This is a genomic window from Mangrovibacillus cuniculi, assembly GCF_015482585.1.
GTDB lineage: Bacteria > Bacillota > Bacilli > Bacillales > R1DC41 > Mangrovibacillus > Mangrovibacillus cuniculi.
The window spans coordinates 1,319,515-1,332,422 of the sequence record NZ_CP049742.1 but is presented as its reverse complement, the minus strand read 5'-3'; the positions used below and the strand labels follow the sequence as shown (position 1 = coordinate 1,332,422).

Annotated in this window: 15 protein-coding genes; 14 read left to right on the top strand and 1 reads right to left on the bottom strand. The window is 36.0% G+C overall.

Annotation, left to right across the window (positions count from 1 at the left end; all coding sequences use genetic code 11):
• Window positions 1-53: 53 nt before the first annotated feature.
• From G8O30_RS06795 to G8O30_RS06780, 4 genes are all read left to right on the top strand, one after another.
• Window positions 54-1,586: a methyl-accepting chemotaxis protein gene (locus tag G8O30_RS06795; RefSeq protein ID WP_239674219.1), complete on the top strand. Its 1,533-nt coding sequence runs from the start codon at window positions 54-56 to the stop codon at window positions 1,584-1,586.
• Between the two features lie 84 nt (window positions 1,587-1,670).
• The gene (lhaT, locus tag G8O30_RS06790) at window positions 1,671-2,252 is read left to right on the top strand and encodes a lipoprotein heptaprenylglyceryl N-acetyltransferase LhaT (protein ID WP_239674218.1); all 582 of its coding nucleotides are present in this window, start codon (window positions 1,671-1,673) and stop codon (window positions 2,250-2,252) included.
• 71 nt (window positions 2,253-2,323) lie between these two features.
• Window positions 2,324-3,112, top strand: coding sequence for a sporulation protein YpjB (ypjB, locus tag G8O30_RS06785; RefSeq protein ID WP_239674217.1), 789 nt, complete (start codon window positions 2,324-2,326; stop codon window positions 3,110-3,112).
• Between the two features lie 52 nt (window positions 3,113-3,164).
• The gene (locus G8O30_RS06780; RefSeq protein ID WP_239674216.1) at window positions 3,165-3,851 is read left to right on the top strand and encodes a zinc metallopeptidase; all 687 of its coding nucleotides are present in this window, start codon (window positions 3,165-3,167) and stop codon (window positions 3,849-3,851) included.
• 74 nt (window positions 3,852-3,925) lie between these two features.
• Here G8O30_RS06780 and G8O30_RS06775 read toward each other — a convergent pair whose 3' ends face one another.
• Entirely contained in the window at window positions 3,926-4,792 is an 867-nt protein-coding gene (locus G8O30_RS06775) for a YitT family protein (protein WP_239674215.1), read from the bottom strand.
• Between the two features lie 146 nt (window positions 4,793-4,938).
• On the opposite strand from G8O30_RS06775, the gene G8O30_RS06770 reads away from it, so the two are divergent.
• From G8O30_RS06770 to panD, 10 genes are all read left to right on the top strand, one after another.
• Entirely contained in the window at window positions 4,939-5,280 is a 342-nt protein-coding gene (locus tag G8O30_RS06770; protein WP_239674214.1) for a nucleotide pyrophosphohydrolase, read from the top strand.
• On the top strand, window positions 5,273-6,070 hold the full coding sequence (gene dapB, locus G8O30_RS06765; RefSeq protein WP_275576530.1) for a 4-hydroxy-tetrahydrodipicolinate reductase: 798 nt from the start codon (window positions 5,273-5,275) through the stop codon (window positions 6,068-6,070). The genes G8O30_RS06770 and dapB overlap by 8 nt, the downstream gene beginning before the upstream one ends.
• A 12-nt stretch (window positions 6,071-6,082) precedes the next feature.
• Entirely contained in the window at window positions 6,083-6,478 is a 396-nt protein-coding gene (gene mgsA / locus G8O30_RS06760; protein WP_239674212.1) for a methylglyoxal synthase, read from the top strand.
• Window positions 6,479-6,484: 6 nt separating this feature from the next.
• Window positions 6,485-7,195 (top strand): bacillithiol biosynthesis deacetylase BshB1, encoded by a 711-nt coding sequence (bshB1, locus tag G8O30_RS06755; RefSeq protein ID WP_239674211.1) that lies wholly within the window; start codon window positions 6,485-6,487, stop codon window positions 7,193-7,195.
• A complete protein-coding gene (gene bshA / locus G8O30_RS06750) occupies window positions 7,192-8,337 on the top strand; it encodes an N-acetyl-alpha-D-glucosaminyl L-malate synthase BshA (RefSeq protein ID WP_239674210.1) in 1,146 nt (381 codons plus the stop codon). Before bshB1 ends, bshA begins: the two co-directional genes overlap by 4 nt.
• Window positions 8,306-9,523 carry a CCA tRNA nucleotidyltransferase gene (locus G8O30_RS06745; protein ID WP_239674209.1) on the top strand — a complete coding sequence of 406 codons (1,218 nt, stop codon included), beginning with the start codon at window positions 8,306-8,308 and terminating at the stop codon, window positions 9,521-9,523. The genes bshA and G8O30_RS06745 overlap by 32 nt, the downstream gene beginning before the upstream one ends.
• Window positions 9,496-10,470 carry a biotin--[acetyl-CoA-carboxylase] ligase gene (locus G8O30_RS06740; RefSeq protein WP_239674208.1) on the top strand — a complete coding sequence of 325 codons (975 nt, stop codon included), beginning with the start codon at window positions 9,496-9,498 and terminating at the stop codon, window positions 10,468-10,470. The genes G8O30_RS06745 and G8O30_RS06740 overlap by 28 nt, the downstream gene beginning before the upstream one ends.
• 250 nt (window positions 10,471-10,720) lie before the next feature.
• Complete coding sequence (gene panB, locus G8O30_RS06735) at window positions 10,721-11,560, top strand: 3-methyl-2-oxobutanoate hydroxymethyltransferase (RefSeq protein ID WP_239674207.1); 840 nt, start codon at window positions 10,721-10,723, stop codon at window positions 11,558-11,560.
• Window positions 11,557-12,417, top strand: a complete 861-nt coding sequence (gene panC, locus G8O30_RS06730) for a pantoate--beta-alanine ligase (protein ID WP_239674206.1) — start codon at window positions 11,557-11,559, stop codon at window positions 12,415-12,417. The genes panB and panC overlap by 4 nt, the downstream gene beginning before the upstream one ends.
• Entirely contained in the window at window positions 12,417-12,800 is a 384-nt protein-coding gene (gene panD / locus G8O30_RS06725; protein WP_239674205.1) for an aspartate 1-decarboxylase, read from the top strand. The genes panC and panD overlap by 1 nt, the downstream gene beginning before the upstream one ends.
• The last annotated feature ends 108 nt before the right edge of the window (window positions 12,801-12,908 follow it).

The following is a 12,908-nucleotide window of genomic DNA, read 5'->3' as shown; positions in this document are numbered from 1 at the left end:
ACCTCTAAAAAATTCTGCATAAGCTATTAAGACGAATTTAAGGAGGTATGTAGATGCACACTTTTGTATTAAATCAATTCATGTTATGGGTATCTAGTCTAGTTCTACTGATGTCTATTATTGTTCATTCACTTCATCGTTTTTCTTCCTTTGAACAAGAAATCCTCATTGGCGAATACGGAGCGCTATATTTATCGGATAAACTATTACTTCTAGTATTTTTTTTACTTCCAATTATTACTTTTCTAGTTAGCTTACATCAATATATAAAAAATAGAGAAGGACGTAGCCTTGAAACCTTTACAATGCTCACGTTAACCTTTTCTAGTATTTCTACCATTGCTGGGGGCGGTGGATTAGTTGAATATCATTTTTCTATCTTTGTTGTATTGGCAATTATAGCTTTTTTTAGGAAGATTAATCTAATTATATGGAGTACATTAATATTTGCTGTTCATCACATTGCAGGATACTTATTGTTTCCAGAATTAATATGTGGAATGTCAAATTATCCTTTAAACTTGTTATTTATTCATGTTGTCTATTTACTATTTATTAGCAGTGTATTGTGTGTACAAATTCACTTGCAAAATAAAACTGTTAAAAAGAATGATTTGGTGGAAAAGAAGAACAATTTATTATTAGAAGCCATAAATCAAGTTCAAAAATTATCAGTGAAAGTTAATGAAATCACCAACAATCTAGAACTTACCACAGGAGGATTGGTTCAGTCCGGTTCAGATATATCTCAAGCTATGGATAGTCTTTTAGAAAGTTCTTCTAATCAGCAAATTCAAATGGAACAAGGTTTACGAGAAAATATAAAAATGGATAGTGTGGTCGAAAGTATTCAACAATGGATGATGAAAATAAAAAAAATAACAAATCAGTTAGCCAACGAATCTGTAGAGGGCAGAAACCAAATCGTAAACTTAGAAAAATTGTTAGTAGAAGTAGCATTACAAGCAAATGTTTTAAAGAATACTGTCCAAGAATTTGGAGAAGAATCGAAAAGCATACTAATTGTTGTAAATAGGTTAGAGGCTATTGCAAATCAAACAAATCTCCTTTCTTTAAATGCTTCCATTGAAGCTGCTAAAGCAGGAAATACAGGAAATGGTTTTTCTGTAGTAGCTACAGAAATTGGGAAATTAGCAATTCGTTCAAAAGAAGATGCGAAAGAAATAGGTAATAAAGTAGCGAGTTTCACTAAAAGTTTAGACAAAATGGAACTTTCTACAAAAAAAACACTTCAAGAAATTACAAACAGTATGGACCTTTCTAAGATTGTTACTGAGAAGTTTGAAAACTTATATAATACTGTTCATGATGTAGAAACATCTGCAACGGATATCCAACATGTTAGGCTTAACCTGACGAACATGAACAATATAGTTAGTAAACGTTTTCAGACAACACAAGTGGCTACAAATGAAATTCAACATAGCCTTACAAAAGTTGTTGATGCAATTGAAAATCAACTTTCGGTTCAAAATGTATTGATGAACTTAACACTAAATCTTGAAGAAATTGTGGAACAGTTACAATCCGTTATTAAACAACTAAATTCAACTACAAATCTATAATAAACGGGTTTCTCAAAACGGAAATTCTGTTTTGAGAAACCTCCTATGTTATACTAGAGAAAAATTCCAAGCGAGGAAACAAATATGTCATTATCTTTTCTCCTAAATAACCGGTCATTTTTATGGCTCTTATTCTTCATTAACTTACTAGGAACTGTATATGGGTACTACTGGTATATTCCACAGCTAGTGATTACAGAGCCCATATATTTAGTGTTTGTACCAGATAGTCCAACAGCTTCATTATTCTTTTCATTAGCACTTCTAGGGATTCTTCTAAAACGACAATCTGGCTTGTTAGAAGCATTAGCTTTTGTCACCTTAATTAAGTATGGTGTCTGGGCTGTTGCAATGAACGGATTATCGTTGATAGTGGAAGGAGATCTTTCTTGGCAAGGATATATGTTAATGGCATCTCACGGGGCAATGGCAATTCAAGCGGTAATTTATCGTAAACGCTACGTTTTTCGTTCTGTTCACTTATTGATAGCTGGAGTTTGGACACTACATAATGATGTTATCGATTATGTGTTTCAACAGTTTCCATATTATCGTGTCATTCCGATTTATTTTAAAGAAGTAGGTTACTTTACATTTTGGTTATCCATGTTTTGTTTATTCATAGGGTATATGCTTGTTATCAAACCTAGAAAATTCAATAGGTAATTACGGATACGTTTGGTCTATTTCCAAGTACGGGTTCATACATTGAACTAATAGTACGAGGAGGGACAAGTATGCGACGAGCCATTTATCCTATATGTTTAACCATTTTATTTTTCTTTCTATCTCCTGCATATTTACAAGCGAAATCTTCACCAAATGAATTAGATCATTTAGCTGATAAAGCATTAACCTATACACAATTTGGTGAATTAGATAAAGCAAAGCTGACACTTCAACAATTTAAAGATACATTTGAATCTACTTCGATTTTGAACAATTTTATGACCATGGATCAACTAAGAATTTTAACGGTTACTTTTGATCAAGCAGAGCAAGCTGTAACTGCTGTAGACATGGACGATAAAGAAAGAATAGCGCATGTGAAACGATTCCGTTTAGCCTATGATGCTACTCATTCCTCCTATCAGCCATTATGGGTGAAAATGGAGGTGCCTGTTATGTCAGCATTTAAGGAAATGAAAGCTGCCATAACGGAAGGAAATGTTAATTTGTATCATGAATACCTAAATGAGTTTCTAGTTCAGTATTCCATTGTCCAACCTAGCATTCAAGTCGATTTAGCATCTGAAAGAGCCCAAGAAGTGCATGCAAGAGTTCAATTCGTAGATCGTTATCGTCAAGATATTTTATCTGATGAGAGCAATTTGTTAGAAGTAGACAAACTAGAGCATGACTTACACAAACTTTTTGATGAAATGACTGGAGATGAGACAGATCCTTCATTTTGGTGGGTGATGTTTACTACGGGGGGAATTATTGTTTCAACATTATCCTATGTAGGTTTCCGAAAATATCGTGCTGAACATACGAAGAAAGAACCGAAAAGGCTTCATGATTGACCTAGTGATTGAATACAAGTACAATATAGGAAAATAGTTTTGGAGGTATGAAATGAGTCTAGGTGCAACTTTGTTTTACTTTGCGATCATTCTTATTGTTCCAATTTGGGCACAAATGAAAGTGAAAAGAACGTATAAAAAGTATTCTCAACAAGCAATCTCATCAGGTATCACCGGTGCTGAAACTGCAAGAAGAATTCTTGATGACAACGGACTTTACGATGTCCAAGTAGTTGAATCAAGAGGGTTTTTATCCGATCACTACAATCCGATGACGAAGACTGTGGCACTTTCTTCTCACAACTATCATGGGCACTCAGTTGCTGGAGCAGCGGTAGCAGCACATGAAGTAGGTCACGCAATTCAAGATGCGGAATCGTATGCTTTCTTACGTTTTCGTCATGCGTTAGTACCAGTTGCAAACATCGGTTCTAATGCTTCATGGATATTCATTCTAATTGGTATCCTTTCTCAAGCTTCTGGAATGTTACTGCTTGGTATAATCCTAATGGCAGCAGGAGTGTTATTCCAATTAATTACACTTCCGGTAGAATTTAATGCATCTTCTCGTGCTAGAGAATTAGTTATTTCAAGCGGTATCCTTCGTAATGAAGAAGAACATAAAGCAAAGAAAGTTCTTGATGCAGCAGCGCTAACGTATGTTGCAGCAGCGGCAGTAGCAGTATTGGAGCTTTTACGTTTAGTACTAATTTATGTTGGTATGCAAAACGAAGATTAAAAAAAGTCTGGCGAAAGCCAGACTTTTTTTGTTTTAACCACTTAACCGAGTATCCTTATGAATATTTGCTTTTTCTATTGATCATAAGGTTTTTTCTGCTCATCCAGCGTAAAGCCTTCACCAAGTACATCATGTACATGACTAACGGATACGAAAGCGTGCGGGTCAACAGATGTGATAATATTTTTTAATTTAACAATCTCATTTTTTCCAACTACACAATAAAGCACTTTCCTGTCTTCTTTTGTATAGCTTCCATATCCCGTTAACACAGTGACTCCACGGTCCATATGTGCCATGATTTTGTCAGCAATGGCTTCGTGATCATTTGATATAATCATTGCTCCTCTAGCAGCATACGCACCTTCTTGCATGAAATCAATTACCCTAGCTCCTACAAATACTGCTACTAACGTATACATAGCTTGTTTATAGTCTATGTACGTTAATATGGAGGCAACAATAACTAATGCATCAAACATAAACATTGTCTTTCCCATACTCCAACCTAAGTAATGATGGGCTAATCGAGCGATAATATCTACTCCGCCTGTCGTACCACCATACCTAAAGCAGATTCCAAGACCTACACCAATAAATAACCCTGCAAATAATGCGGCTAAGAATAAGTCTTCTTTTAAAGGAATAGGGAATTGATAGTGTTCAAAGAATGCAAAGAAGATGGAAACACTTACAGTACCAATAATGGTATAAATAAATGATCGAGTTCCAAGGATTTTCCAACCAATGAAGAACAAAGGAATATTTAACACTAAATTTGAGATGGACAGTGGAATACCAAATAAATTATAAAGAATTAAGGTAATACCTGCAAAGCCACCTTCAGCCAAATTATTTTGTAAATTGAAGTGAATAATACCGAAAGAAAATATTGCTGCACCAAGCATAATAAATAGCACATTTTTAATTTTGATTCCCATTTGAGCACGTCCCTTTCACAGTCGTGGCTAGTAAGTGTACAATATATAAATAATAGTTTTCCCAAGCCCTTGCTCATTATAGTCAATTTTGGGATAATCGACAACATTGTTATTCGATTAATTGGTATGAATAGGAGGAAAAGTCGTTGTCTACTAAAACAATGAAAGAGATGCAACAAGAGGTGGATGCCTATATTGGTCAATTTAAAGAAGGGTACTTTAGTCCTTTAGCTATGCTAGCAAGAATTACAGAAGAAGTTGGCGAATTAGCAAGAGAAGTTAACCATACATACGGGGAGAAACCTAAAAAATCTAGTGAAGAAGAAAAAGCGATAGAAGAAGAATTAGGAGACGTATTATTCGTGTTAATTTGTTTAGCAAACTCCTTACATATAAATATGGAAGAAGCTCATAATTTGGTAATGAACAAATTCAATACTAGAGATAGAGATAGATGGACCAGAAAGGATGAGGAAAAGAATGATTAAAATTGGCATTGCTGGACCAAGAGGGAAGATGGGAAGAGAGGCAGTAAAACTAGTTACCAATGAGCCAACCTTCTCTTTAGAAGCTGTTTTAGATCGACAATTTGATGGAATGCAATTAGGGGATGTAGAAGGATTTGAATCTTCTCTGCAGACACCGATATATACATCACTAGAAACGTTAATTCATTCACATGACATAGATGTCTTAATTGATTTAACCACACCTGAAAAAGGATACGTACATACCAAATTAGCTCTAGAAAACGGAGTAAGGCCGGTCGTTGGAACTACTGGGTTTACGACGGAACAATTAGATGAGTTAAAAGAGCTTGCAGAAGAAAAAGGAATCGGTTGTATTATTGCGCCTAACTTTGCTGTAGGTGCTGTACTAATGATGAAATTTTCTCAAATGGCAGCAAAATATTTTCAAGATGTTGAAATCATGGAGATGCATCACGATCAAAAGTTAGACGCACCTTCAGGAACAGCCATCAAAACAGCAGAGATGATTACAGAAGTAAGAGAGACAAAAGAGCAGGGTCACCCTAATGAAAAAGAAACAATCCCCGGTGCAAGAGGTGGGAACTTTGACGGCCTAAGAATTCATTCGACTAGACTACCTGGTTTAATTGCTCACCAACAAGTAATGTTTGGGGCGGAGGGAGAAACATTAACCATTCGTCATGACTCATACAACAGAGCTTCGTTTATGTCAGGCGTTCGTTTTTGTGTGCAAACAGTCATGAATCTAGACACATTGGTATATGGATTAGAGAATCTGATTGATTAAGGGGACATTTAAATGAAAATAGCGTTAATTGCTCATGATAAAAAGAAAGACGATTTAGTGCAATTTGCAACGGCTTATAAACCAATCCTTTCGAATCATGAATTATTTGCTACTGGAACAACTGGGACGAGATTAATGGATGAAGTTGGGTTAATAGTACATCGATTTCAATCAGGGCCTCTTGGTGGAGATCAAGAAATTGGTGCGAAGATTGCAAATAAAGAGATGGATGTAGTTCTATTTTTCCGTGATCCACTTACTGCTCAACCACATGAGCCTGATGTTACAGCATTAATTCGATTATGTGATGTATATCAGATTCCTACTGCGACGAACATGGGAACAGCAGAGGTACTAATACGTTCGATAGAAGACGGAGATTTAGATTGGTTAAAAGAAAGAAGGTAATTAGAAATGTCAGTTTTTGATATAGTAGCATTTGGCGCACACTCAGATGATATAGAGATTGGAATGGGTGGTGTGATTAAATCTTACACAGATGCTGGAATGCGTGTGTTACTTTGTGATTTAACAAAAGCAGAATTGTCATCTAACGGTACTGTGGAGAGAAGACTAGCGGAAGCATATGCTGCTGCATCAATTTTAGGGGCAGAAAGAAAGAATCTCGGTTTTCCTGATAGAGGTTTAAAAAATAACAAAGAAGCATTAGATGCCATCATTGACGTAATTCGAGAAGCAAAACCTACTATAATCTTCGCTCCATATTCGCTTGACCGTCATCCAGATCATGGAGACGTTAGTGATTTGGTAAAAGAAGCTTATTTTACAGCAGGAATACGTAAATACCAAACTTCTATAGATGACGCCTTTCGTCCGGAAGCATTGTACTTATACATGATTAATGGCTACCATAAACCAGACTTTTATATAAATATAAGTGAGAAGATAGAAACGAAAATAAATAGTCTTAAAGCGTACGAAAGTCAATTTGTTTTAGATGAAAATGGAGTATCTACCCCATTAACAGATGGGTACATAGAAAGAATTGTAGCAAGGGACCGCTTATACGGTAGTGAAACGCAAGTGGAATATGCAGAAGGATTCTTTAGTGTCACCCCAATGAGTAGGGAAATAAATGAGTTAGGAAGAAGGTGGAGAAAATGAAAATTGGTATTACCTGTTACCCGACGGTTGGTGGATCTGGTGTAGTCGCGACAGAGTTAGGAAAATTACTAGCCGAAAAAGGACATGAAGTACATTTTATTACAAGTAGTCTACCTTTCCGGTTAAATAAGGTGCATCCAAATATTTACTTTCACCAAGTAGAGGTAAATCAATATTCTGTTTTTCAGTATGCTCCTTATGATATTGCATTAGCTAATAAAATGGCAGAAGTGATAAATAGAGAGAAACTTGACTTACTTCATGTTCACTATGCTGTTCCACATGCAGTTTGTGCATTTTTGGCAAAAGAAATGGCATCGCATCCTGTGAAGATCGTTACCACTTTACATGGAACGGATATAACTGTCTTGGGATACGACCCTTCCTTGAAAGAAGCAATTAAATTTGGTATTGAAAAATCAGACGCAGTAACAGCTGTATCCGATGCATTAATCTTACAAACAGAAGAACTAATTAGTCCTAGAAAGACAATTCAAACTGTCTATAACTTTATTGATGATCGTGTTTATTACAGAAGATCTGTAGAGGAATTAAAAAAATCATATGGAATTAAAGAGGATGAGAAAGTTGTCATTCATGTTTCTAATTTCCGGGCAGTGAAAAGAGTAAAAGATGTTGTCGATGTGTTCCACCGTATTCAAGATGAAATTCCGGCTACATTATTGTTAGTGGGAGATGGTCCTGAAAAGTCATCTATTTGTCAGCAAGTAAGAACGTTGGGGATAGATAAGAAAGTGAAGTTCTTAGGAAAGCAAGATAATGTAGAAGAGCTTTATTCGATGAGTGATTTAAAACTACTATTATCTGAAAAAGAAAGTTTTGGGTTAGTAGCTTTAGAAGCTATGGCGTGCGGAGTTCCTTGTGTTGGAACGAACGTCGGCGGTATTCCAGAAGTAATTGTTGATGGAGAAACGGGTTATATCAGACCGTTAGGAAACATTGAAGAAATAACAAAGGCGTCTCTGTCGATTTTAACAGATGACGAGAAAGCTTCTATTATGTCTGAAGCTTCTATTCAAAGAGTGAAAGAAGAGTTTCATGCCTTAAAGATTGTGGGGCAATATGAAGATATCTACTTTGAGTTAGTGAATGGTGAAGAAGATGTTAAGCGAACAGTTTAAACAAGCACTTCCAATACTAAAAAAAATAGAAGAAGCGGGATTTCAAGCTTATTTTGTTGGAGGAGCTGTAAGAGACCTAATTATTGGTCGAGAAGTAAATGATGTAGATATTGCTACTTCAGCTCTTCCTCAAGAAGTAAAAGGTATTTTCCCGAAAACAGTAGATGTAGGAATTGAGCATGGGACTATTCTAGTTATACATAATGGAGAAGGTTACGAGATTACCACGTTTAGAACAGAAAAAGGGTATGAAGACTTTAGAAGGCCATCTGAAGTATCCTTTGTGCGTAATTTAGAAGAAGATTTACAGAGAAGAGATTTTACAATAAATGCAATAGCGATGAATGCTAATGGTGAATTTGTAGACCCTTTTAATGGTTTAGAAGATATAGAGCAAAAAGTGATAAGAACTGTGGGATCGGCAGATGAACGATTCCAAGAAGATGCTCTTCGAATGATGAGAGCCATTCGTTTTCAATCGCAATTAGGTTTTACTATGGATAAAACTTGTAGAGAAGGTCTGGAGAATAACGCTGCGTTGCTAGAACACATTGCGATTGAACGAAAGCTACAAGAATTCGAGAAATTATTACTTGGGGAATATGTAAGTATCTACTGGGCTGATTTTCTTTCCTTAAAGCTGAGTGACTATTTACCAGGAATCAAGAGGAATAGAGAGCTTTTAAAATTATTTCATACGTTCCGTTTAAGTCATTTAACTATTACCGAACGTTGGACGTTATTGTTTTATTGTTTAAAGATAGACGATCCAAGTACACTATTGAAACAGTGGAAAGCTTCTAATAAAAGAATTAAAGATTGTCGTTTGTTACTACAAGTATTTTATCAACGGTTACAAAGAGATTGGACAGATTATGACTTATACAACGTTGAGCTTCCTACCATTCTTTCTATCGAGAAGTTAATGAACAGTATCGGAAACTCCTACTTTTCTAAAAAAGACATCGAAGAAAGAATAGATACTCTTGCCATTAAAAATGGTGATCTCTTAGCAGTAACTGGAAAAGACCTTCAAGCATGGGCAAATAAAAAGGGTGGTCCCTGGATTAAAGAGTGTTTAGAATTAATAGAGAAAGAAATCCTTTCACGAAATTTACCTAACGAAAAAGATGCTATTGAAAAGTGGGTGATGAATGAGTGGTTACATCGGTCAAACAACAACTAATAAAAATGTTTAGTTCGATGGGTAATGAGTACATATCTGGCCAACAAATTGCACAGGAGCTGGGGTGCTCGAGACAAGCTATTTGGAAGGCAATGGATGAATTAAGACAAGATGGTTTTGAAATTGAGGCAATAAGAAGAAAAGGGTATCGCTTAATAGGCAACAGTGATCAGTTTAGTAAAAGTGAATTACTCTATCAATTAAACACCAGTCATATTGGTCAAGTTATCGAATTGTATGAATCCGTGTCTTCTACGCAAATAATAGCACATGAAAAAGCAAAAGATGGTGCCAAACATGGAACGGTCATTATGGCAGAAGAACAAACTTCCGGAAGAGGAAGAATGACAAGACAGTGGAGTTCTCCTAAGAATACAGGTATATGGATGAGTACCATCCTGAGACCAACTATTCATCCACAAGAAGCCCCACCTATTACATTAGTTGTTGCTGTAGCTATTGCACAAAGTATCGAAGAATTAACAGGGATTATACCAACGATAAAGTGGCCTAATGATATTCTTGTAGGTAGTAAGAAAATTGCTGGAATCTTAACAGAGTTACAATCTGAGATGGATGTTATCCATTACATGATTATTGGAACAGGGATTAATGTGAATACAGAAGAATTCCCAGAAGAATTAAAGTCTATTGCTAGTTCGTTGTTGATAGAAACAGGTGAAAAGCAATCGAGAGTTAAGCTAGCACAGCTTATTTGGGAGAAAGTCGAAAAGTTATTAGACATTTATGAAAAGCATGGATTTGCGCCGATAAAGTTGTTGTGGGAGTCCTATGTTCAATCTATTGGTCAAGAAATACAAGCAAGAACATTACAAGGTACATATCAAGGAATAATGCGCGGGATTACAGACAAAGGAGTTTTGGAACTGGAGCTTTCTAATGGAAGGATCGTCCCAATCTATTCCGCAGATATAGAAATTTTATAATCTGGTAAGATGAAGCAATTATACTATCGCTCTCATGCGACCTTTGTTATAATGAATGCGGGCAGTATCAATCTTGAACTGAACCTTTTGTAATTACATTATTGGGGTTCTGCCTTGATCCAGAATATGGACAGGGACAGAGGGTCGAATGGGTTATATACGGTAAAATCGTCCTCTGCATAGGTATGTTGAGGACTTTTATTTGTCTGCTCATTCACACCACTGTGACCTCTAAAAGGAGGAAACAAACTTGAAACAATCTACAGACTTCTTAAAAATGAAACAAAACGAAGAAAAAATTACGATGATTACTGCATATGATTATCCAACTGCTAAATTAGTAGAGCACGCAGAAGTAGATATGATTCTAGTAGGAGACTCATTAGGAATGGTCGTATTAGGATACGAATCTACTGTAGCTGTGACACTGGAAGATATGATTCATCATGCAAAAGCAGTAAAACGTGGTGCGCCAAATACGTTTACTGTGGTAGATATGCCTTTCATGTCTTATCACATTTCAAAAGAAGAAACGATGCATAATGCTAGACGATTAATTCAAGAAACTGGTGCACAAGCCGTAAAGGTGGAAGGATCAGGAGAAGTAATAGATGTTATAAAATTTTTAACTAATGCGGGAATTCCTGTTGTAGCTCACCTAGGTTTAACACCTCAAATGGTTGGTGTTTTAGGTGGATACAAAGTACAGGGGAAAACAACAGAAGCAGCACAGAAACTTGTCGAAGATGCAAAAGCTTGTCAAGAAGCGGGAGCAATGGCACTCGTGTTAGAGTGTATCCCAAGACAAGTGGGGAAAATTGTGCAGGAAACACTAACTATTCCAACGATTGGTATTGGTGCAGGAGTGGACTGTGATGGCCAAGTATTAGTTTTCCACGATCTGGTTCGTTATGGAGTTGATCGATTGCCTAAGTTTGTTCAAGCCTATGCTGACATAAATGAATCGATAACAACAGCTGTAAAGCAATATGTTTCTGAGGTGAAAGAAAGGAAATTCCCATCCGAAAAACATACCTTCACCATGAAGGAAGAAGAATTAACCGGGCTTTATGGAGGCATTCGCAAGTGAAAATTACTACTACAATTAACGAGTTAAAAAATATAATTAGAGCCGAAAAGGAAAATGGCTTGTCGGTAGGTTTTGTCCCGACAATGGGGTATCTTCATGAGGGGCACTTAACTCTAGTATCTCAAGCAAAACAAGAACAAGATTTAGTAGTTATGAGTATTTTTGTTAATCCATTACAATTTGGACCAAATGAAGACTTTGATTCTTACCCTAGAGACTTTGAGCGAGATGAAGCTCTAGCAAGAGAAGTCGGAGTAGATATTCTGTTCTATCCTTCTGTGGAAGAGATGTATCCAAAGGAACCAACCATAACCATGACTGTACAAAAAAGAGTAAATGTCCTTTGTGGTAAAAAGAGAGAAGGACATTTTGACGGTGTTGTTACAGTTGTTTCTAAGTTATTTAACATTGTGGAGCCGGATGTTGCTTATTTTGGTTTAAAAGATGCTCAACAAGTTGCGGTTATTCAAGGTTTAGTAGATGATTTATCTTTTTCGGTCGAAATTAGACCAGTTCCAACCGTGAGAGAAGATGATGGGTTAGCTAAGAGTTCTCGAAATGTAAGATTAACAGAAGATGAGCGAAAAGAAGCACCTATTATCTACCAAACCTTACTTAAAATGCAAAAGCAAGTACAAAAAAATAATATGGTAATTTCAGATGAAATTGCTCAACTGATGATGAATGAATTTGATGAAGGCAAACATGGCACATTAGAGTATATAGAAATATATTCGTATCCAGAGTTAGAGAGTATGAAAGAATTAAAAGGTAAGATTATTATCGCTGCAGCAGTTCAATATAAAAATGCACGATTAATTGACAACGTGATACTTACTGTAGAGGAGAATGAGTGATGAATAGAACAATGATGAATGGGAAAATCCATCGTGCAACGGTGACGGAAGCAAACTTAAACTACGTTGGAAGTATTACCATTGATGAGGATATTTTAGATGCTGTAGATATGTTACCAAATGAAAAAGTCCAGATTGTAAATAATAACAATGGAGCTAGACTTGAAACGTACATTATTCCAGGGAAAAGAGGCTCTGGGGTAATTTGTTTAAATGGGGCAGCAGCTAGATTAGTTCAAGTAGGAGATACGGTTATTATTATTTCTTATGTCTCCCTATCTAATGAAGAAGCTAGATACCATGAGCCAAAAGTGGCTATTATGGATAGTGAAAATCGTATTTTAGAAATGATTGGAAGAGAGCCAGAAGCCACTATTTTATAATAGTATGTAGAAGCCCAAGGAGAAAATATGTCCTTGGGCTTGTTATATTATTTTTCCCTCTTTAGATATGATAGAATGAATTTAGATGGTAAAGAAATTAGGTGTATA